Annotated in this window: 19 protein-coding genes; 5 read left to right on the forward strand and 14 right to left on the reverse strand. The window is 65.4% G+C overall.

What is annotated here, in order from left to right; genetic code table 11:
• Window positions 1-21: 21 nt before the first annotated feature.
• From HWX36_RS15370 to HWX36_RS15380, 3 genes are all read right to left on the reverse strand, one after another.
• Window positions 22-1,752 carry a SulP family inorganic anion transporter gene (locus tag HWX36_RS15370; protein WP_175952918.1) on the reverse strand — a complete coding sequence of 577 codons (1,731 nt, stop codon included), beginning with the start codon at window positions 1,750-1,752 and terminating at the stop codon, window positions 22-24.
• A 5-nt stretch (window positions 1,753-1,757) separates the two neighbouring features.
• The gene (locus tag HWX36_RS15375; protein ID WP_175952919.1) at window positions 1,758-2,384 is read right to left on the reverse strand and encodes a ParB-like protein; all 627 of its coding nucleotides are present in this window, start codon (window positions 2,382-2,384) and stop codon (window positions 1,758-1,760) included.
• Between the two features lie 128 nt (window positions 2,385-2,512).
• Window positions 2,513-3,055 (reverse strand): GNAT family N-acetyltransferase, encoded by a 543-nt coding sequence (locus HWX36_RS15380; protein ID WP_175952920.1) that lies wholly within the window; start codon window positions 3,053-3,055, stop codon window positions 2,513-2,515.
• A 281-nt stretch (window positions 3,056-3,336) separates the two neighbouring features.
• Between HWX36_RS15380 and HWX36_RS15385 the strand changes: the two genes are divergently transcribed.
• From HWX36_RS15385 to HWX36_RS15400, 4 genes are all read left to right on the forward strand, one after another.
• Window positions 3,337-4,557, forward strand: coding sequence for an MFS transporter (locus HWX36_RS15385; RefSeq protein ID WP_175952921.1), 1,221 nt, complete (start codon window positions 3,337-3,339; stop codon window positions 4,555-4,557).
• 215 nt (window positions 4,558-4,772) lie between these two features.
• Window positions 4,773-5,594, forward strand: coding sequence for a TetR/AcrR family transcriptional regulator (locus HWX36_RS15390; protein ID WP_175952922.1), 822 nt, complete (start codon window positions 4,773-4,775; stop codon window positions 5,592-5,594).
• 156 nt (window positions 5,595-5,750) lie between these two features.
• Window positions 5,751-7,505 (forward strand): AMP-binding protein, encoded by a 1,755-nt coding sequence (locus HWX36_RS15395; RefSeq protein WP_175952923.1) that lies wholly within the window; start codon window positions 5,751-5,753, stop codon window positions 7,503-7,505.
• A 29-nt stretch (window positions 7,506-7,534) separates the two neighbouring features.
• The gene (locus HWX36_RS15400; protein WP_175952924.1) at window positions 7,535-8,452 is read left to right on the forward strand and encodes a DUF1571 domain-containing protein; all 918 of its coding nucleotides are present in this window, start codon (window positions 7,535-7,537) and stop codon (window positions 8,450-8,452) included.
• On the opposite strand, the gene HWX36_RS15405 is transcribed toward HWX36_RS15400, so the two are convergent.
• A complete protein-coding gene (locus HWX36_RS15405; protein WP_244136430.1) occupies window positions 8,379-8,660 on the reverse strand; it encodes a hypothetical protein in 282 nt (93 codons plus the stop codon). The two genes, HWX36_RS15400 and HWX36_RS15405, sit on opposite strands and share 74 nt — an antisense overlap.
• A 338-nt stretch (window positions 8,661-8,998) precedes the next feature.
• Here HWX36_RS15405 and hfq point away from each other — a divergent pair, with 338 nt between their 5' ends.
• Entirely contained in the window at window positions 8,999-9,577 is a 579-nt protein-coding gene (hfq, locus tag HWX36_RS15410; protein WP_175952925.1) for an RNA chaperone Hfq, read from the forward strand.
• A 77-nt stretch (window positions 9,578-9,654) separates the two neighbouring features.
• Here hfq and HWX36_RS15415 read toward each other — a convergent pair whose 3' ends face one another.
• Genes HWX36_RS15415 through HWX36_RS15460 form a run of 10 tightly spaced genes read right to left on the reverse strand, consistent with a single transcriptional unit; the run spans window position 9,655 to window position 20,958 of the window.
• On the reverse strand, window positions 9,655-10,356 hold the full coding sequence (locus tag HWX36_RS15415) for a DUF2968 domain-containing protein (RefSeq protein WP_175952926.1): 702 nt from the start codon (window positions 10,354-10,356) through the stop codon (window positions 9,655-9,657).
• A gap of 54 nt (window positions 10,357-10,410) precedes the next feature.
• On the reverse strand, window positions 10,411-11,802 hold the full coding sequence (locus HWX36_RS15420; RefSeq protein WP_175952927.1) for a sigma-54 dependent transcriptional regulator: 1,392 nt from the start codon (window positions 11,800-11,802) through the stop codon (window positions 10,411-10,413).
• A gap of 17 nt (window positions 11,803-11,819) precedes the next feature.
• Window positions 11,820-13,694 (reverse strand): TadG family pilus assembly protein, encoded by a 1,875-nt coding sequence (locus tag HWX36_RS15425; RefSeq protein WP_175952928.1) that lies wholly within the window; start codon window positions 13,692-13,694, stop codon window positions 11,820-11,822.
• Between the two features lie 11 nt (window positions 13,695-13,705).
• The gene (locus HWX36_RS15430) at window positions 13,706-14,035 is read right to left on the reverse strand and encodes a DUF3613 domain-containing protein (RefSeq protein ID WP_175952929.1); all 330 of its coding nucleotides are present in this window, start codon (window positions 14,033-14,035) and stop codon (window positions 13,706-13,708) included.
• A 22-nt stretch (window positions 14,036-14,057) separates the two neighbouring features.
• The gene (locus tag HWX36_RS15435; protein ID WP_175952930.1) at window positions 14,058-14,939 is read right to left on the reverse strand and encodes a pilus assembly protein; all 882 of its coding nucleotides are present in this window, start codon (window positions 14,937-14,939) and stop codon (window positions 14,058-14,060) included.
• 23 nt (window positions 14,940-14,962) lie between these two features.
• Window positions 14,963-15,973: a type II secretion system F family protein gene (locus tag HWX36_RS15440; RefSeq protein WP_175952931.1), complete on the reverse strand. Its 1,011-nt coding sequence runs from the start codon at window positions 15,971-15,973 to the stop codon at window positions 14,963-14,965.
• 4 nt (window positions 15,974-15,977) lie between these two features.
• Window positions 15,978-16,973 carry a type II secretion system F family protein gene (locus HWX36_RS15445; RefSeq protein ID WP_175953100.1) on the reverse strand — a complete coding sequence of 332 codons (996 nt, stop codon included), beginning with the start codon at window positions 16,971-16,973 and terminating at the stop codon, window positions 15,978-15,980.
• A complete protein-coding gene (locus HWX36_RS15450; RefSeq protein WP_175952932.1) occupies window positions 16,966-18,336 on the reverse strand; it encodes a CpaF family protein in 1,371 nt (456 codons plus the stop codon). The genes HWX36_RS15445 and HWX36_RS15450 overlap by 8 nt, the downstream gene beginning before the upstream one ends.
• A 3-nt stretch (window positions 18,337-18,339) precedes the next feature.
• Entirely contained in the window at window positions 18,340-19,620 is a 1,281-nt protein-coding gene (locus HWX36_RS15455; RefSeq protein WP_175952933.1) for a fimbrial protein, read from the reverse strand.
• Between the two features lie 45 nt (window positions 19,621-19,665).
• On the reverse strand, window positions 19,666-20,958 hold the full coding sequence (locus tag HWX36_RS15460) for a type II and III secretion system protein family protein (RefSeq protein WP_244136431.1): 1,293 nt from the start codon (window positions 20,956-20,958) through the stop codon (window positions 19,666-19,668).
• Window positions 20,959-21,001: the final 43 nt, after the last annotated feature.

Here is a 21,001-nt window from a genome sequence, read left to right on the forward strand (position 1 = left end):
ACGCGCCGGCGCGCCGCCCCGTCACGCGGCGGTCGCGCCGGCGTCGCCGTCCGGCGGCATCCCGGCCTGCAGCAGTTGCAGGCTCTCGTCGACGCTCAGTTCCGACATTGCGTCGTCGTGCAGCGTATCGTCGGCCGCGCGGCGCAACGCATGCAGCGCGTGCACCTTGAGCCGCACGATCGCGAGCCGCAACCCGCGCGCCGTGCATTCGGCCGCGAACGTGCGCAACGATTCGATCGTCGTGCTGTCGATATCCGGCGTTTCCTCGAGGCTCAGCATCACGGTATGCGCATCCGGCACGGCCTTCATCAACGCACGCACACGGTTCAGCATCCGGTCCGCGTTCGCGAAGAACAGTTGCGCCTCGGGGCGAACGATCAGCACGCCCGGCACCGGCTTCGCGTCGGCATGGCTCGACACGTCGACGAAATCATGACTGTCGCGCAACCTGCCTAGCACGCTGACGTTCGGCTCGGACAGCTTGCGCAGCGTCAGCAGCAGGCTCACGCCGATGGCCGCGAGCAGCCCGTGCAGCACGCCGAGCACGAGCACCGCGAGCAGCGCGGCGATCACGACGAGCCGGTCGCGATGCCAGGCCCAGTACGGCCGGAATACCGACGGATGCAGCGAGTGGCTGACCGCGAAGATCACGATCGCCGCGAGCACGGGCTCCGGCGTGCGTGCGAGCTGCGGCAGCAGCAGCCAGACGATCAGCGCAACCACGCCTGCCGCCCACAGGCCGGCAAAGCGCGATTGCGCGCCGGCCGCTTCGTTCGCCGAGGTCGCCGAATAGCCGGCGCCGACCGGCATCCCGTGCAGCAGGCCCGACACGAGATTCGCGCAGCCGAGCGCGACGAGGTCGCGGTTCGGCGATACGCTGTCGCCATGCTTCAGCGCGAAGTTGCGGATCGATCCGTACGATTCCGCGTACAGGATCAGCATCAGCGCGAACGCAAGCTCGATGGTCTGCATCCACGCGTTGCGGTCGAGGGTCGGCAGGCCGAACTCGAGATGCCTGAAATCGATATGGCCGACGATCGCGATCCCGTATCGCTGCCAGTCGATCGCATAGCCGGCCGCGATCGACAGCACGATCACGACGAGCGTCGCGGGCACGCGCGAGCTCCGCCCAAGCGCGAACAGCAACGCCAGTGCGACCGCACCGAGCACGACGCTCGCGAGATTCGCATGCGGCGCACCGGTGATCAGGTCGAGCGCGACATGCGGCGCATCGCTGTGCTGCACGGAGATCGCGAGAATCTTCGGCAACTGCTTGATGACGATCGTCAGCGCAAGGCCGAACGTGAAGCCGCGCAGCACCGGCCGCGCGACGAAGTCCGACATGCCGCCGAGGCGCGCGGCACCGGCCAGGATGAACAGCACGCCCGTCATCGCGACGAGCGCCGCCGCGAGCGCGAGCTGCGCGGCGAGCGCCATCCCCGACTCCGCCAGCACGGTCGCCGCGAGCACGGCGGCCGACGACGACGTCGACGACACGATCGCGAAGCGGCTGCTGCCGGTGAGCGCATAGACGACGAGCCCCGACAGCAATGCGATGAGACCGGCCTGCGGCGGCAGGTTCGCCAGCCCCGCGTACGCGACCGCCTCGGGGATCAGCAGGCCCGCGATCGACAGGCCGGCCAGCGCATCGAGGCCGATGCGTCGCGTGGGCGGCGGCGAGGCCGCGTCGAGCGCGGCGAAATGGTCGGCATGCTGCGGGCCGGCATCGGGGCGGATCGGGGCGGTCGTCATGAGGGTCAGGGCTTGACGGCGATGACGCCCGACCAGCCGGGCAGATAGCGTGCGTCCTGCTCATGCGCGCGATGCAGCGCGATATCGAGCGCCTTCGCAAAGTTCTTGCGGATCTGGTCGAGCGACACGTGCTGGCGCAGGTAGTCGGCCCACAGGAATTCGCTGAACGGCGTCGCATCCTTCGCATAGCCGCCCGCCGTGCGCAGCTCGCCGGCGAGGCTGCGGTACGGATCGTCCACGAGCCCCGTCAGCGCCTTCGGCAGATTCGCGTAGTCGCGGCGCGTGCCGTCCGCGCCGAACGGATGCACCCACTGGTTGTGCTCCATCATCCGCCAGAAGATCGTGTGGTCGAGCCACGACAGATCCTTCAGCAGCATCGCGTTCACGCGCACCTCGCCTTCCTCGATCAGCGCGAGGCCGAGGTGGTGGTGATCGGTGATGTAGTGCAGCCCATCCGGGCCGAGCACCGCCGGGAACCAGTGCGATTCGATCGCGGCCTTGCGCGCGCGCTTGCTGAGCGCCTTCCAGTGCTTGCGCTTCGCCTTGACTTCGCGATAGCCGACCGTCATCTGCGTGGGACGCAGTTCTTCCAGCTTGACGGGAATCAGGTGAACATCGTTGCCGAGAGCCATGGTCGTACCCCATGTTGCGAAATTCCGGCAACGATACTCCTGATCGTGCGAGCCGTTAATACGTCATGACCTCGATACGCATCCGGTTGACGATCTCTGACAACCGCCTGCGCACGAGCGGCGCCGCGCTACGCACGCAGATCGTTGCGCTCGAGACGATGTCGAATGTAAGGAATGCCATCGTGCACGACGCTCACGCGATGCATCCCGAGCTTGCGCGCGACATTCAGCGAGCCGCCGTTGGCCTCCGCGATATCGGCGATCACGCGCGGCAGGCGCACGGTGTCGAAGGCGTGACGCACGACCGCCGCCGCCGCTTCGCTCGCGATGCCGCGCCCCCATGTCGCCCGCACCAGCCGCCAGCCGATCTCGACGTCGCGTGCGCCGCCCGCATAGTCGGGAATCAGCAGGATCCAGCCGATGAACGCATCGGGCGCGGCCTTCTCGAAGATCGACCAGTAACCGAGGCCCGGCGGGTAGTCGCGCGTGATCCGGTGCGTGACGAAGCGCCGATGCTCGACGGGATCGTGCCACGGGCCCGCGATGTGTCGCGTGACCTCGGGATCGCGATCCATCGCAAGGCACGCATCGAGGTCGGCCAGCACACGCGGACGCAGCCACAGCCGGTCAGTTTCGAGCACGGGCAGCGTGGCGGCGGAACGTTCGGTCATCGGGACTCCTGATTCGGTGACGATGCGCAGCGGGCGCATTACAAAACAGATACAAACAGCCTTCCGGAATGATACAGACGCCCGCCGCCTGTTTCGTACGACGGCGTTTCCCATTCCGAAACAGTCCATTTCCTAGGGATTATTCCTGATTCGACGTTATCGCGCCCCACCTCGTCCGGCGCCGAGGCCTACACTCGATCAATGCCCCCCGCACCGCGCGCAAGCCGGCCGGCATCCGCATGCACATCATGAGCGCGCAAGCCAACGAGGAGACCTCGGACATGAGCTGGACCCGCGAACAACGCAACGTCACGATCGCCGCCTACCTCGGCTGGACACTCGATGCGTTCGATTTCTTCCTGATGGTCTTCGTGCTGAAGGACATCGCCGCCGAATTCGGATCGACAATTCCCGCCGTCGCGTTCGCGCTCACACTGACGCTCGCGATGCGCCCGCTCGGCGCACTGATCTTCGGCCGGCTCGCCGATCGCTTCGGCCGCCGCCCGACGCTGATGGTCAACATCGCGTGCTACTCGCTGCTCGAACTCGCATCGGGTTTCGCGCCGAGCCTGACCGCGCTGCTCGTGCTGCGCGCGTTGTTCGGCGTCGCGATGGGCGGCGAATGGGGTGTCGGCTCGGCACTGACGATGGAAACCGTACCGACCCATGCGCGCGGCTTCGTGTCGGGGCTGCTGCAGGCCGGCTATCCGAGCGGCTACCTGCTCGCGTCCGTCGTGTTCGGCCTGTTCTACCAGTACATCGGCTGGCGCGGGATGTTCATGGTCGGCGTGCTGCCCGCGCTGCTCGTGCTGTACGTGCGTGCTCACGTGCCCGAATCGCCGGCATGGAAACAGATGGAGAAGCGCCAGCGCCCGAGCCTTGGCACCACGTTGCAGCAGAACTGGAAGCTCACGATCTACGCGATCGTGCTGATGACCGCGTTCAACTTCTTCTCGCACGGCACGCAGGATCTCTATCCGACGTTCCTGCGCGAACAGCATCACTTCGATCCGCATACCGTGTCGTGGATCACGATCGTGCTGAACATCGGCGCCATCGTCGGCGGCCTGTCGTTCGGCGCGATCTCGGAGCGGATCGGCCGACGTCGCGCCATCTTCATCGCTGCGTTGATCGCCCTGCCCGTGCTGCCGCTGTGGGCGTTCTCGAGCGGCCCGGTTGCCCTCGCCGCCGGAGCGTTCCTGATGCAGATCTCGGTGCAGGGGGCGTGGGGCGTGATACCGGTTCACCTGAACGAGATCTCGCCCGACGAGATCCGCGCGACCTTCCCCGGCGTCGTCTACCAGCTCGGCAACCTGCTCGCGTCGGGCAACGCGACGATGCAGGCCTCGCTCGCCGTTTCGAACCACAACAATTACAGCTTCGCACTCGCGCTCGTGGCCGGCATCGTGGCCGTCGTGATCGCCGTGCTGATCCTGTTCAGCCGCGAGCGGCGCGGCATCGACATGACGCAATCGGTCAATACGCGTAGCGCGGTCACCTGAACCCGCGCATTGCCGCACCGCATCATCGCGCGTGCCCCGTCCCGTCGAGGGCACGCGCGATACTTTCCGCATTCGCACATCGAACTAGAGGAATTTGTCCAGATTCCCCGCTTGCCCGCTCCGTCCGCGATTTTTTATCTTAATAAAAACGACTGTTTGAATCAGACAAACAAATCACCAGTTCGCGGCCGGGCGACCGGCATGGGAGGCGGGACATGGCAGTAAGTCAGGAGGGACGGCCATCCGCGGGACGGCCGTCCGGAGCACGGTCATCCGGCACGCGGCAGACCGGCGGGACGAAGGCGCGCATCCTCGATGCGGCCGAAGACCTGTTCATCGAGCATGGCTTCGAGGCGATGTCGATGCGCCAGATTACGTCGCGCGCGGCGGTCAACCTCGCCGCGGTCAACTACCACTTCGGCAGCAAGGAAGCGCTGATCCACGCGATGCTGTCGCGCCGGCTCGACCAGCTCAACCAGGAACGCCTCGGCATCCTCGACCGCTTCGATGCGCAGCTCGGCACACACATCACCTGCGAGCACGTGCTCGGCGCGATGTTCATTCCCGCGCTGAAGGCATCGAGGGATCCCGAACGCGGCGGGCCCGGGTTCCTGCGGCTGATCGGCCGTGCATACACCGATCCGTCGCCGTTCGTGCGCAACTTCCTGACCGCGCACTACGCGAGCGTCGCGGGCCGCTTCTTCGATGCGTTCCAGCGCGCATTGCCGCACCTGCCGCGCACGGAGCTCGGCTGGCGTCTGCACTTCGCGATCGGCGCGCTGTCCGGCGCGCTCGCGGGCGCGGAAACGGAAAGCCTGATCGACGAGTTCTCCCAAGGCCGCACGATGAACGACGTGCAGATGATCGCGCGGCTGTCGTCGCTGATCGTCGCCGCGCTGAAAGCGCCGATGCCCGACAGTGCGCAACTGTCGATCTTCGCGGCCGTGCTCGACGACGCGGGCGCGAGCGAAGCGTTCGGGCTGCCGCAGTCGGCTGCGACCACTGTCGACACGGCAACGCTGCATTCCACGAACTGAGCGCGCGAGGCCACGCGCGGCTTCCTGTTCACGATTTGATTGAAACGCGCGGTCGCGCGGGGCGTCGAGGCGCCCCGTCGATCGACCGTGCGACATACGGCAAGGGCCGGCGCCGAAGCGTCCGCCCTCGCCGAGAGCAAAGAACGGAGACTCGTCATGCCATCTTCCGCAGCAACCGCAGCGGCCCAGGTTCCGCCGAACACCGACGGCATCTGGTACGCGTCATACCCGCCCGGCGTCCCGCACGACATCGACGTCACGCAATACGCATCGCTCGTGCAGTTCTTCGACGAATGCACGAGCCGCTTCGCCAAGCGCGTCGCCTACGTGAGCGCAGGCGCATCGATGACCTATCGCACGCTCGCGCAGAAAGTCGACGCGTTCGCGTCGTACCTGCAAAGCATCGGCGTCAAGCCCGGCGACCGCGTCGCGATCATGCTGCCGAACACGTTCCAGTACCCGGTCGCGCTGTTCGGCACGCTGAAGGCCGGCGCGATCGTGGTCAACGTCAATCCGCTCTACACCGTGCGCGAACTCGCGCACCAGCTGAAGGACAGCGGCGCGCAGACGATCGTCGTGTTCGAGAATTTCGCGCGCACGCTGCAGGACGCGCTGCCGGAAACGCAGGTGAAGAACATCGTCGTCACCGCGCTCGGCGACCTGCTCGCCGACGGCTTCAATGCGAAGGGACGCCTGATCAATTTCGTGCTGAAGCACGTGAAGAAGCTCGTGCCGGCCTACCACCTGCCGCAGGCCGTCCGGCTGCGCTCCGCCCTCGCGCTCGGCGCGCGCGGCAAGCCGCAGCCCATGCAGATCACGCGCGACGACCTCGCGTTCCTGCAATACACGGGCGGCACGACCGGCGTCGCGAAAGGCGCGATGCTCACGCACGGCAACCTGATTGCGAACCTGCTGCAGGCGAAGGCCTGGATCGCCGACCAGGTATCGGGCGACGTCGAAACCGTGCTCACGCCGCTGCCGCTGTATCACATCTATTCGCTGACGGTGAACGCATTCATCTTCATGGGGCTCGGCGGGCGCAACATCCTGATCGCCAACCCGCGCGACATGACGATGGTGATGAAGATCATCCGCAACGAGACGTTCACCGGGATCACCGGCATCAACACGCTGTACAACGCGTTCCTCGACAACGAAGAATTCCGCAAGCGGGATTTCTCGAAGCTGAAGCTCGCCATGGCCGGCGGGATGGCGATGCAGCGCGCAGTCGCGGAGCGCTTCCAGCAGGTGACGGGCCGGCCGGTCGTCGAAGGCTACGGCCTGACCGAATGCTCGCCGATCGTCACGATGAACCCCGTGGACCTGAACGACATGGCCGCGTTCAGCGGTTCGATCGGCTTGCCCGCGCCGTCCACCGTCGTGCGCTTTCGTCGCGAGGACGGTACCTGGGCGTCCATCGGCGAGCCAGGCGAGCTGTGCGTGCAGGGTCCGCAGGTGATGCGCGGCTACTGGCAGCGCCCCGACGAAACGGCCAAGGTGATCGACGCCGACGGCTGGCTCGGCACCGGCGACATCGGCGTGATGGACGAACGCGGCTTCATTCGCCTGATCGACCGCAAGAAGGACATGATCCTCGTGTCGGGCTTCAACGTGTATCCGAACGAAATCGAGGAAGTGCTCGTGATGCATCCGGGCATCAGCGAAGCCGCGGCGATCGGCATTCCCGACGAGGTACAGGGCGAACGGATCAAGGTGTTCGTCGTGCGCCGCGACCCGTCGTTGACGGTCGACGACGTGCTCGCGCACTGCCGCAAGAACCTGACCGGCTACAAGATGCCGAAATTCGTCGAATTCCGCGACGCGTTGCCGCAGACCAACGTCGGCAAGATCCTGCGCCGCGCGTTGCGCGACGAGGAACTCGCCAAAATCAAGGCCGCGAAGCAAGGCTGAACGATCCATCGCCCCCGGAGACGCCGTCGATGAACGAAGGAAAGAAGCGCCACGCACGGCATGCCGCCGCCGTGGCAGCCGCCTGCCTGTTGTCGCTCGTACAGGCAGGCCTGCATGCACAGGAGACGGCCGATGCCGCGAGTGCGGCAGCGGGCGTCACGCTGCCGGTGGAACTCGCGAAAGTCACGCGCGAGCCGGTCGCGCAGCAGGCGCGCTGGCTGCGCACGGCCGCGCAGCGCGGCACGCTCGCGCAACTCGACGACGCGACGCTCACCGCGCTCTTCAAGGCACTCGATCCGCTCGCCGTGCCGCTCTATATCCGTAACGGCCCAAACGGCTATCCGTCCTACCAGTTCACGATGGTGCGCCAGGAGCGCATCAGCGGAAAATGGTCCGAGACACCCGACCGCATGCTCGTGAAGACCACCCGCGAGCCGCTGCGCGTCTATGCGAAATGGCTGCCGGGGGGCGCGCATGCCGGCCAGGAGACCATCTACGACACGACGCAGCGCAAGGACGAGATGTACGGCCACCTCGGCGGCCTGCTCGGCAAGATTCCGCTGTGGACGGCAATCGACGGCGCACTCGCGCGCGCCCAGTCGAATCACCAGGTGAAGGATCTCGGCACCGAGTTCATCACGAACCTGTACCTGACCGAAGGGAAAAAATACGCGGAAGCCGGCGTGCAACGGCCGACCGATGTGGAAGCCAGGACGATCAACGGCGTGCGGGTCGTTGCGCTCACCTACGAAACGCCGACCGGCCGGCCGCAGTTCTACGCGAAGAGGGAAGTCCTCGGGCTCGACCTGCACGCGCCCTATTTCCGAACCGTCGAGTCCTATGACAACGACGGCAAGATCTTCGAGCGGATCGTCATCGAGAAAATCGCACCGGCGACGCTCGACGACACCGCATTCGACCCGAAAAACCCTGACTACGCGTTCTGATGCGCGCCGGCAGGCGCCAACCTCGGGCTCGGTCGTCATCGTCGCCGCCGTGGTAGTCGTATCCGTAGCCCGGATAGGCGACCACGGCCGGCTGCGGCGCTACATAGACAGGCGCCGGCTTGACATAGACCGGTGCGGCCGGTACGCCGATGCCGGCCGACAGGTCGACATGCCCCGCAATCGCACTGCCGGAGGTCGACAACGCCACGCACCCGACTCACCCTGTCCATCGCCTCTTGTTCATGTTCCGAATCCCTGATATGCACCATCCCGCCCGGCTCGCGCAACCAAACCAATGTAAGCGTCGCGCGCGAACCAAGGCGATACGGCACGGCGAGCGCCGTAACGCGGCCTAACGAAATGGCATTAGCCGTTTGGCCGAATCGCGAAAATGCGTGGGAACGTCTATAGTGGGTTACGGTTCGACACAATCACGACTTCGCGCTCCCCGATCGAACAGGGTAGAATCCCGCCAAACACCTTGTGGACGAACACGCCACACACACGCACAACATATTCTCTGACGCAGGCTCCTGCCGCACCTCAATGGCCAATCCCGCAGAATCCCATCCGCAAAACGACTTCATCAATTCGGCGCGCAAGGAACGTAAGCGCGTTGAAATCTATCTCGTCAACGGCATTCGTCTGACGGGGTGTATCGAGTCGTTCGACCAGTACCTGGTGATGCTGCGCACCCCCGTGGGTCTGCAAGGCATCTACAAGCGCGCGATTTCCACGATCCAGCTCGACACAGGCGGCTCGCGCCCGGGCGGCAGCGGCCCCCGCGGGCCGCGCACCGGCGGGCGCCCCGGCGGCCGTGAAGGCGGCGGTCACAGCCCGTACGGCTCGCACGGCGGCTCGCGTGAATCGCGCGGCGACGGCGGCTACGGCTCCCGCGAACCGCGTGAAGGCTATGGCTCGCGCGAACCGCGCGAGGGTTACGGCTCGCGTGAGCCGCGCGAAGGCTACGGTGCCCCGCGCGAACCCCGTGAACCGCGCGAGAGCTACGGCGCGCCGCGCGACACCGGCGACGCATCCGGCACCGCATCGCCTTCGGATTCCCGCGGCGGCAACGGGCCGGTCATCGTGACACGCCGCCGGCGAATCGTGCCGGACGGCCAGTAACAAAAAAGGGCAAGCCAACCGGCTTGCCCTTTTTACTTGTGTGGCCGGCGCGGCATGCCGCCGCACCACCGCCGGGTTCAGCGTGCCGTCGCCGGCAGGCCCGCATCGGCCTCGCGCTGCAACGAACGCACCTGCTGCTGCAACGCACGCAGTTGCGATTGAAGCTCGGCCTGCTGCGCCTGCAATGCGGCCGTCTCGTTGCGTACACTCTTCTGGCGATCCGCGACCGCCGCCTGCTGCTGGCGTGCGATCGAGATATCGGCCTGCAGACGCCGCGCGCGATCCTGCGTGACTTCGATCTGCTTGTCCATTTGCGCCTTCTGCGATTCCAGCTTCGCTGCCCGCAGTTCGTTCACGGCCAGCCGCTCCGCCTGGCGCGAGAAATCGCGATAGATCGCTTCCGCACGCGTTTCGTCGTAAGTCTTGATGACGCGCCAGAACGCCTTCTGCTGGAACAGCGCGACGAAGTACGTACCGTCCTTCACGTTGAACAGCAGGCTCGCGCCGTAGCTGCCGTTGTAGCTCGTGCGCATTTCCGTCAGCGTGCGCGCCTGGATCTGGCGCTGCAAGTCGTCGACCGTGCTCGGCCCTGTCGATTCGCCCGCCTGCGGCTGCACCGTCGTCTGCGAATCGATCACCGGAATCGCCGCCACCGGTGCCGACGCCTGCTGTACTGCCGGCGAACCGCTGTCCGCCAGACTTTGCGCGTATGCGCCCTGCATGCCTCCCACCATGGCGAGCAACACGCACGCCCTTCCCAACCCCGTCATATGGCTCATGAAGTTCTATTCCCGCCCGAGTCGTTGTAATTCAGCGCGATTTTATCTCATTAATTACTCACTTTCGCGGGTCTCGGGTTCCTCGTCGAAGATCTGGTATTTGCGCATTTTTTCCCACAGCACCTTGCGGCTGATGCCAAGCTGCTGCGCCGTATCCTGACGCCGCCAGCCGTTTGCGTCGAGCGCCGCGATGACGCGGTTGCGCTCGTTCATGTCCCACTTGCTGCGGTCGACGAAGACCTCGGCCGCGCTTTCCGCCGGTACCGGCTGCGCCGAATTGCGCGCGTGCGCGATCAGCCGCTGCAACCGCGCGGCATCCCACCCGCCCGTCTGCCGCACCGTCACGCCGACACGCTCGGCGAGGTTACGCAGTTCACGCACGTTGCCGGGAAAATAGCTGTCCGCGACCGAATCCGTCAGCCAGTACGGCAGATCGGACAACTGAGCGAGCCGCTCCTCGCCGACGACCTGCGCGACGAATGACTTGAACAGCGCGATCTTGTCGACGGCGCCGCGCTCTTCCAGCGACGGGATGTTCAGCTCGATCACCGCGAGCCGGTAGTAGAGGTCGGCGCGGAACAGGCCATCCTTCACGAGTTGCGGCAGCTTCTTGTTGCTTGCAGCAACCAGGCGGAAATCGACCTTGACCGGCGTCGTCGCACCGACGCGCAGTACCGCGCCATCCTCGAGCACGCGCAGCAGCTTGACCTGCTGGTACAGCGGCAGGTCGCCGACTTCGTCGAGGAACAGCGTGCCGCCGCCCGCCTGCTCGAAATAGCCTTTATGCGCAACAACCGCGCCCGTGAACGATCCCTTCGCATGACCGAAGAACAGCGATTCGAACAGGCCGTCGGGAATCGCGCCGCAATTCACCGGCACGAATTCGCCGTGCCGATAGCGCGAGTGCTTTTCGTGCAGCAGTTGCGCGATGCGCTCCTTGCCGACGCCGGTTTCGCCGTGCAGCAGCACGTTGGTGTCGCAGTCGGCGAACGTATCGACTTCGTGCAGGAGCGCCTGCATCGATTCCGAGTGCGCGACGAGTTCGGACGGTCGCGACGTTTCGGCCGTATGTGCACGCAGCTGCGTGACGAGCTTGCCGATCATGCCGCGCAGTTCGGCACAGGTGAAATCGAGCGGCAGGATATGCGAATACTCGGGCGGATACTGCGACGCGTCGTGGTCGCGCGCCGCGCCGACCCAGACGACCGGCATGCCGATATTGGCCTGCCAGTCGCGCAGGAACGCCGCGCCGGTTTCGATCATCGACACGCTGATGATCGCCAGCGATGGCCGCAATGTGGCGCGCTCGGGCGAGACTTCCGCGTTGTCGGCACGGATCACTTCGACGTCGAAGCTCGCCATGCACCGGGCGACACGGTCGACAATGTCCGCCTTGCCTTCCCAGACGTACAGGTCGAGCTCTTCGATTGCGGGCGTGGTTCTCATCGGGTGGTCTTGCTTCTCTAATTGCTGACTGTTTGCGCGACGCCGCAGGTCAGCGACATCTGATGCACCGTGGCGGCACCGAGCTGGACGCCGAGCAGGTCCAGCAGCGGATCGATGATACCGTCAAGCGCGGTCAACAGCGGGCTCAGAACGGTGGTCAGGACCGACAACAGCGACGAAATGAAATCTGGCGTGATCGTGACCGAGACGAGCCCGAACAGCAGACTCACGGTTGGCGTGATCTGAGCATTTTTCAGGCCCGCAAGCGCGTTGTTCACGGCCGAACCCAGGGCATTCGTGTTGGTCGTCCAGTAGTACGATGGATCGCTGCCGCCGCGCCCGTAGAATGTATTGGTTGCCGGACTGCCGGCCAGATTCACCGACACGTTGGAAACGGTTGCGGACACCTCGACGGCGCCTGCCAGAACCAGGACATCAAGCACCTTCGCGGGCGACGTGCAGCTGTAGTTCGCCGGCAGGTTCAGCAGATTGCCGGACGTGAGCGGCGGCTGGCCAATGCAGAGATTGGCGACGCTCGGCTGCGCGGAAATCGTCGCGGAATTCGGTGACGTCAGGCAGTTGGTCGACAGCAGCGTCGCGCTGCCGGCACCCAGTTGCACGTAAAGCGGCAGATACACGTTCGCGGACACAACAACCGGCAGTGGATTCACGCCCAGGTTGACGACGAGATACAGGCCGACCTGCGCGTTCGTCGCGACCGTCCGCCACGCACCGTTCTTATCCTTCCCGCCTTCACCGACCGCAATGGTCGGCGGGCTGATGACCTGCGCCTGCAGTTGGACGATCGACACCGAGTTGCCGTTCGGCAGCGTCAGCGGGACATTGGCGCCGATCACCACGCCCGGCTTGCCGGCCTGCGAGATCTGCGCCATCGCCATCACGAGATCGAGCACGTTCACGGTCGCGTCGGCTGCCGCCTGCGTGTTCGCGAGGCCGAGCGTCAGCAGCGACGTGGTGCCCTGTCCGGTCAGGCTCGCGACCTTGAGCGCCGTGTTGCTGAGCAGGCTCAGATTGGCGAGGGTGTTCAGTGCGCCGGCTGCGCTGGACTGCACGGTCGCGCCCAGCGTGGTCGTCTTGTTGACAGCCGCCACCGTCGCGTTCAGCAAGGTGCCGACCGACGCGTTGGCATTGACCAGCCCGCCGATCGTACCGTTGCCGACCGACAGCGACTGCAGCGCGACGGCGATGTCGCCGAGCTTTACGTTCGCGCAGGCAAGCCCCTGGTAGGACACGAGATTGAGGTTCAGCGGCGTGCCGCCTTGCCCCTGCAGCAGCGAGCCCAGCAGCGCGTTCACCAGGCCGGGGTTCCCGCTCGGCACGCCCGAGCAGCCGACACCGCCCACCGCGGCCAGCGTCGCGCCGATCGAAAAGGTATCGATGTTGGTTGCCTTCGCGGTCGACGTTGCGGTCACGGTACGGGTCGGCCCGAAGAAGAAATACGGCAGCGTCTTGGTGACCGTCACGCGCACCGCATTCAATTGAGTTGCAAGCGGTACCGTCGCCTTCGATGAATAGAAGGCGCTCGCCGTCCCGGTTGCCGAAGGCGCCCAATAACCACAGTCAGCCGACAGCGACGCGGCACCGCTGCCGTCTAGCGTGAAGCCGTTCGTCGTGGCGTTGCTCGTGGCCACGGAGGTCACGTTCGTACACGTGTCGTCCAGCTTCTGAACCGCGGCGAGCGCGGCAAGATCGGCCACGCGCTGCATGTCGCGGCGCGTGAAAAAGACGTTGCCGATATCGATCGAACCGAGAATCACCATCGACAGCAGTATCCACACTGCCGCCGTGACGACGACCGAACCCCGCTGCCGCCGCGGCGATGCGCGACCTTGTCCGGCCATCCGATTCGATGCATGTCGAGCAGTGCTCATCGCGGCTCCGCTCAATACGATTGCGATGAACTCTGCCCGCCGGATGATCCGTTGCCGTTCGCGTTGACCGGCGACCCCATCGATTCCGGAATCTTGTGCTTGAACGATTCGAGATAGCGTTGATAGGAGAGTGACGCGGTATCGCCCAGTACCGGCAACGCCGGTCCGGCCGCACGTCCGTCACGCTGGAATGCAAGCAGCGCGTTCGTTGCATGACCGATTTCCGATGCGTTAGGCGCCGCCTGATCGCTATACGCCGCAGATGCGGCCCCCATGAGTACGAGAAGCACGACACCCTGGCACACACGTGCCACGCGACCGGGATTCTTGTTGTTCGTCATGTCAGTTTCCCCAATGCCTTTTTCATTGTGCAAACCGCTGCAGCAGCGGCGCAGTCGGATCGAATCCCTGGATGTTCGCCACCGGCGACGGCCGCTTCGCGACATCCGAGCCCGACACGTCGACCACGCTCCCCGAACCGATCGGCGTCGATACCGAAGCCGGTGCCTGGGTCGCACGACGCCACGTGTGTGCCGCCGCAGCAATCTTCGTCGCGTCGTTGCGGATGTCGTTGCGAACGTCCATTGACAGCTTCTGCTGCGCCATCAGCTTCTGCGCATCGCGGGTCCGGCCGGATGCGAGCAGGTACAGCACCAGGTTACTGATGATCTTCGGATTGTTCTGGTCAAGCTCCGCGGCCTTCATCAGCGGAATGCGCGCCCCCTCGACATCACCGCAGCGCAGCTTCGCGTAAGCGAGATCGGAAAGCGTCGACGCATCGGTCGGCGCCAGCACGGTTGCCTGCGACAGCGCCTGCGCGGCACGCGGAAAATCGCCCGCCCCGCCGGCAATCAGCCCGAGCCCACGATAGCCGCGTGCGGCAAGCGTCGTGTTGAGCAACTGCGTATAGACCGCCGTGCTTGCGGCGGGCTGGTCCGTCATGCGCAATGCATCGGCGCGCAGCAGGATCGTTTGCGGCGATGCGCCGTACTGTTTTTCGTATGCGTCGATATGAGCCAGCGACGCGTAATACAGCCCTTGCGACTGCATCCGCTCGATCAGGCCAAGATACATGCCCGGCGTATCTGGCGCCGCCTGCTTCTGCGCCGCCGCGTCCATCAATGCCGCGCGCTCGGCCTGCGGACCGACGCCGTACCCGCTTTCCTTGAACGCCGAGCATCCGCCAAGCAGGCCCACCATCGCCAGCACGCCGGCCACTTTCACGATTTCATCGATGCGTCTCATCTTGCTTCCTTTACGTCCCGGCATCAGGGTTGCGCCTGGCTCAGCGCGCGCAACACCGAGATCATCCCCGGTCCGGCCGTCACGATCAGCAGCGCCGGCAGCAGAGTCAGGATCATCACGCCCGTCATCTTCACCGTCAGCTTGCCGATCCGTTCGCGCAACATCGCGCGGCGGGCCTCGCGCAACCGGTCGCCGAACTGCTTGAGCGGCTCCTGTACCGCGCCACCGTGTTTGTCGACCTGGATCAGCAAACGCACGATCGCACGCAAATCCTCGTTCTCGAAACTGGACGACAGCCGCTGCAGCGATTGCTCGCGCGTCCGGCCGGCAGCGAATTGCCGCTGGGCGATTTCCATTTCCAGCGACAGTACGGGCATCATCCCCTTGAAGTCGTTCGTCAGGACCTGGATGCTCTGGTCGAGCGACAACCCGACGCCCTGCAGCAAGCGAAGCATGTCGACCAGCAGCGGCAATTCGTCGATCACCGATTGCCGGCGCCGCGCAGCACGACGTCGCAGGTAGAGCTTCGGCAACATGAAGCCGGTGACGAGCGCTATGCCCCCGCCGGCCCGCCATTGCGCGCCGGTCAGTTGCGAGCCCATCAGCACGAGGAAAAGCAACGGCACGGCGATCGCGCAAGCGAGCCGCGCGCTCAGGAACAGCCCACGGGTGCGCGTGTCGGCGTAGCCGCACTGCTCCAGCAGGAGCCGATCTTCGTCGGCGACGAGATACCGGCCCAGGCGCGTATCCAGCAAGTGCGTCCCGATCATCGACAGGCGGTCCAGCCATTGCATGACGAACGACGGCCTGGCACCCGCATCCCGCCCGACCGGGTGCTGCCGGGATTCACCGGACTCCTGTGCGGCCCGTGCACCTGTTGCCTCCAGCGTCGCGGAGCGCCGCTCGAGCGCACTGGCCAGCGTGCGATCGCTGCGTGTCTGCGCACTCGCGCGGCGCACCGCGAGCAGTGCCAGCAGCACGACGCCGAATGCGCCGAGAGCCAGTGCGAGCGAACCGAGTTGATTGGCTGTCATGCCGTCACCTGAGTTTGGCCATGTGGTACAACCAGATCCCGCCCGCGAACTGCAGCATGAAGGCGATGAACAACAGCTGGCGACCCGTGTAGTCGTTCCACATCGACTGGAGATAGAGCGGATTCGTCGCGATCACGAAGCTGCCGATCGCGATCGGCAACATGACCAGCACCCACGCGGACAACCGCGTTTCCGACGACATCGCCGCCAACTCCCGCTCGGCTTGCTCGAGGTCGCGCATGAACGTCGACATGCGGTCGAGCATGACGTCGGCGCGGCCGCCGTACCGGACCGAGAGCCGCAGCACCGAACCGACCAACTCGAACTCCTTGGTCTGATAGACGCTTGCGATATGCCCCATCGCACGATCGATCTCGACCCCCGTGCGCAACATCCGCGATACGTGGTCCAGACAACCGCGCAACGGCGCCTCCGTCGTCAGCAGCGCAGCCTGGAACGCCGCCGGCACGCTGTTGCCGAGCGTCACGAGACGTACGATGCCGTCGAGGAATGACGGTAACTGGCGAACGATGGTCAGGCGCCTCCGCTGAATGCGGGACACGAGCCAGAACACGAGCAGCGACGCGCCGCACACGAGCGCGGCGACGCAAGCGAGCCAGCCGCCCCGGTCGCCCGCGACGAGCCCGATCGCGACCAATCCCAGCAGCGCGAGAAGCGCCTTGCCGCGTGCATCTTCGATCCCTGCACGACTCGCCACGTTGGCGAGGTATTCCGTACCGATCTCGCGCCAGTGTGCCCAGCGCGAAGCCGGCGTGGCGGATTGCGCGCGGGCCGCACCGGGCGCCGACGCGGCGTTCGGAACCGGTCTCGCGTCGCGCTGAATCGCACCCGCCGCCCGCGCAGCCGGCTCGATGCGACTATCGATGAAGCGCTGCACGTCGGCGCGGCCACGTTTCACCTCGCCATGCCGCCACAGCATCAACGCGGCGGCAACGCAAAGCAGTGCCATTGCAAGCGCGCCTGCCATCAGGCTAGACATTGAAACCCCCGCCCCCGCGGCCGAATCCGCCACCGAAACCACCGCCGCCACCGCCGCCACCGCCGAAGCCGGCGGCCTGCAGCGACTGACGGAAACGCGCGAGCTTCGGCGAATGCGGATGAATGCCGAGCGACTCCCAGTTGTCGACCTCTTCGCCCTCGGGCGTCACACGCGCCTCGTAGCGATACAGTTCCTGGGTCGCGATGATGTTGTCCGACAGCCCGGTCACTTCGGTGATCGAAAGAATCCGGCGCCGGCCGTTCGATAGTCGGCCGATCTGCACGATGAAGTCGATGGCATTCGCGATCTGCCGGCGCAGGCTCGATTCCGTTCCCTGGAAACCCGCAAAACCAGCCAGCATCTCGAGACGATACAGGCACTCGCGCGGCGAACTGGCGTGCACGGTACCCATCGATCCGTCGTGCCCTGTATTCATCGCCTGCAGCATCTCGAGCACCTCGCCACCGCGTACTTCGCCGACGATGATACGATCCGGCCGCATCCGCAGCGTATTGCGCAGCAGGTCGCGGATCGTCACGACGCCGTTGCCGTCGAAACCGCCCGGACGGCTTTCGAGCCGCACGACATGGGGATGATTCAACGAAAGTTCGGCCGTGTCCTCGATCGTCACGACCCGCTCGTGCTCAGGAACGTGAAACGCGAGCGCGTTGAGCAGCGATGTCTTGCCGGAACTCGTGCCACCGGACACGAGGATGTTGCAGCGCGCCTCGACCGCTGCTTCCAGCAACGTACCGATTTCCGTATTGAACGTGCCGTTGGCGAGCAGGTCGGCCGGTTTCAGCGGATCCTTGCGGAATTTCCGGATCGATACGACCGGCCCGTCGATCGACAGCGGCTCGATCACGACGTTGACGCGCCCGCCGTCCGGCAACCGCGCGTCAACCATCGGATTCGATTCGTCGAGACGTCGGCCAATCGGCGCGAGGATACGGCGCACGATCCTCAGCAGGTGCGCGTTGTCGGTGAAACGGATCGGCAGCTTCGCCAAGATGCCGTGGCGCGACACGTAGATGTCGTTGTAGCCGTTGATCAGGATATCCTCGACGTGCGGATCGGCGAGCAGGTCCTCGATCGGACCGAACCCGGCGAGCTCTTTCGTCAGCGCCTCCGCAATCGCCCTGACCTCGGTCTCGTTCAGGGGAATGCGCCTCAGACGCACGAAGCTATCGATTTCCAGATCGACGAACTGGTTGATCGCTTGGCGCGACCAACGACCGAATTCGGCGCCGAGTTCCTCGATGCGCGTCAGCAGATGCTCGTGCGCGGCATTCTTGATGTCGTGAAACTGCTGCGACTGGGAGAACGGCGCTGCGCCGTCGGCAAATTGGATGTCGTGTGCCATCGCTTACGATCGCCTGGACGAAGGTTGAATAAAACGCTTCAGGGCGGACAGGCCCAATGCGCTGCGCTGGCCCGCGGAGGCCGGGCCGGCCAGTCGATCTGCGAGCGGCTCGAGGGCACGCACATACGGATCGCGTTCGGCCGTGTCGACGATCAGCCGCCCCTGGTTGGCCGCTTGGCCGATTGCAACGCGACGCGCCGGCAGCGTCGCCAGATGCGAAATGCCGAGCCGCTCTGCAATCTGGGCTGGCGTCAGGCTCAGCGTCGCGTCGTACTGGTTGACGACGAGACGAATCTTGCCGATGTCGACGCCCGCATCGCGCAGCCCTTCCAGCAGGTCGACCGCCGAGACGATCGACGCGACGCCCTGGTCGCACACGAGCCACGCTTCGTCGGCCACCGCAGTGATCTGCGCGACGAACTCATGATTCGTGAATCCGCCGAGATCGATGATCTGCTGATCGAAGAACGCTCGCAGCCGGTTCAACAGGCCAACGCACGCGGCGTACGACACGTCGCGCAGATCGGCGAGATTGGGCGGCAACGTGGTCAGCGCGACGCCGCTCGCGTGGCGCGTCAGCGCGGTGTTGACGAACGTCCGGTCGATGCGCCGCAGGTTGCGCACGGCTTCGACGAAATGGAAATCGCAGCGTGTGTTGAGGAATAGCGCACTGTCTCCCGCCGGAAGCCCGAGATCGACAAGTGCCGTCTGCCGCGCGTGAGGCGCGGCAACTCCGAACGCAGGCGTGCCTCCATCCAGGTCGCCCGAGCCCGCTCGCTTGTGCAGCCACACGGACAGATTCGCGGCGAGCGTGCTGACGCCCATCCCCGCACGAGCGCCAAGCAACGTGACGAGTTTGCCGTGCCGGTTGGCCGGCTCGGTGCCGGTGTGCTCCAGCAACCCACGGGTGATCCGCAACGCATCCTCTGCACTCCCGGATACGTCGATGAAATCGCGTACTCCGGCGCGCAGTGCGGCAAGCGCGCTTTCCGGCTCCGAGAGGGTGCCGAGCGCGACGACCGGCAGGCCCGGATGGGCGAGCCGTACGGCAGCTGCGGCAGCGCTCGCCGCGCTGTGCGCACGGGAAAAATCGATGAATACGATCGCAGGATTGAGCCCCGTGATGCGCTGGCTCAACGCGCCCGGTTCGAGTGACAAGGCTTCCACCGTGCCGGCCGACACGAGTGTCTCGCCCAGCCAGCGGGCATGTTCGTCCTGCTGCGATGCGCACACGAAATAATCGGTCACGGCAGGCTCAGCCAACGATAGGGTTCTCGCGTTCATGGTGAACACCCCCGGTTACATATCGCGCGACATCTCGTCCCGCATTCATTTCGAAAATCCGGGCGCTGCATCGGGTGATGCGATACCGCCAAGATACGACCGCCACACCGGTCCATCGCGCTGTTCGGACAGTTCACCCGGCGTGGTGGGCAACGGCGCGCCCTTCGCGATCGGCGCAACGAGATGCGGCGTCACGATGATCACCAGTTCCTTGTCGTTCTGCTGATAGTTCAGCGACTTGAAGAAGGCGCCGATGATCGGCAGGTCGCCAAGAACCGGCACCTTGTTGATGTTCGACATCGTTTCGCGGTCGATCAGGCCGCCGATCACGAAGCTCTCCCCGTCGCCGAGCTCGACCGTGGTGTCGGCGCGGCGAGTCGTGATCGCCGGGACCGAGACACTGTTGATCGTGACGCCATGCTGGAAGTCGAGCTGGCTCGATTCGGGCGCCACCTTGAGTGCGATGCGGCGCTGGCTCAGCACAGTCGGCGTCAGGGTCAGGCCAACGCCGTATTGCTTCCAGTCGATCGCCGTCGAGCCGAGCGCCTGCGGCACCGGCACCGGGATTTCGCCGCCGGCGAGAAAGCTGGCGCTTTGCCCGGACAACGCCACCAGGGTCGGCTGCGCGAGCACGCGGGCAAGATTGTTCGCCTCAAGAATCGAAATATTGCCGAAGATGCCGCGACCCGCCGAATCCACCACCAGGTTGAACGCGGACGCGATCGGAATACCGGCCGTCGCGGTGAATCCGGACGTCGCTCCGCCGGTCACCGACTGGAGACCGCCCGGCGAAAATGCGCCGAATCCGAAGCCGTTGCTCTGCTTGAAGAAATTCAGCCCGGCTTCCTTCAGCACCGAACGGCTGAATTCGACGACCCGTACGTCGACTTGCACGACGCTCCGGTTACCGACCGTCGAGGTGTCGATCACCGCCGCATCCTTGCCGCCCATCCGCTTGCCGACGGCAACTGCCCGCTCGTGCGCGTCAAGCGATGCTGCCGAGCCCGACACGACTGCCGTACCGCCATACGCCCTCACAGACGGCCCCGCACCGTCCAGCACGGCCTGTGCGGCCGCATCGACGACATTGACGTTCCACACCGTCGGCTCGTCGCGGCCGCGCTCCCACAGCATCACATTTGTCGAACCCGGTGCCTTTGCAACCAGCAGCACATTGCCGGCGCGACTGCCCTTCATGACCAGCACGTCGACGACCGACGGATCGCCCACAGCGATCCGCTGCAGCGTGCGGCCGGTAGCAACCTGTCGCTGCGAGCCAACCGCCAGATCGATCGACCCGTTTGCGCCAGCAGCCCCGGCCAACACGGCGAAGGTCATGGCACAGATGCCAATCGCGTATGCAATCAGTTTTTTTGTCATT

This window comes from Burkholderia sp. BCC0405 (assembly GCF_902833075.1).
GTDB lineage: Bacteria > Pseudomonadota > Gammaproteobacteria > Burkholderiales > Burkholderiaceae > Burkholderia.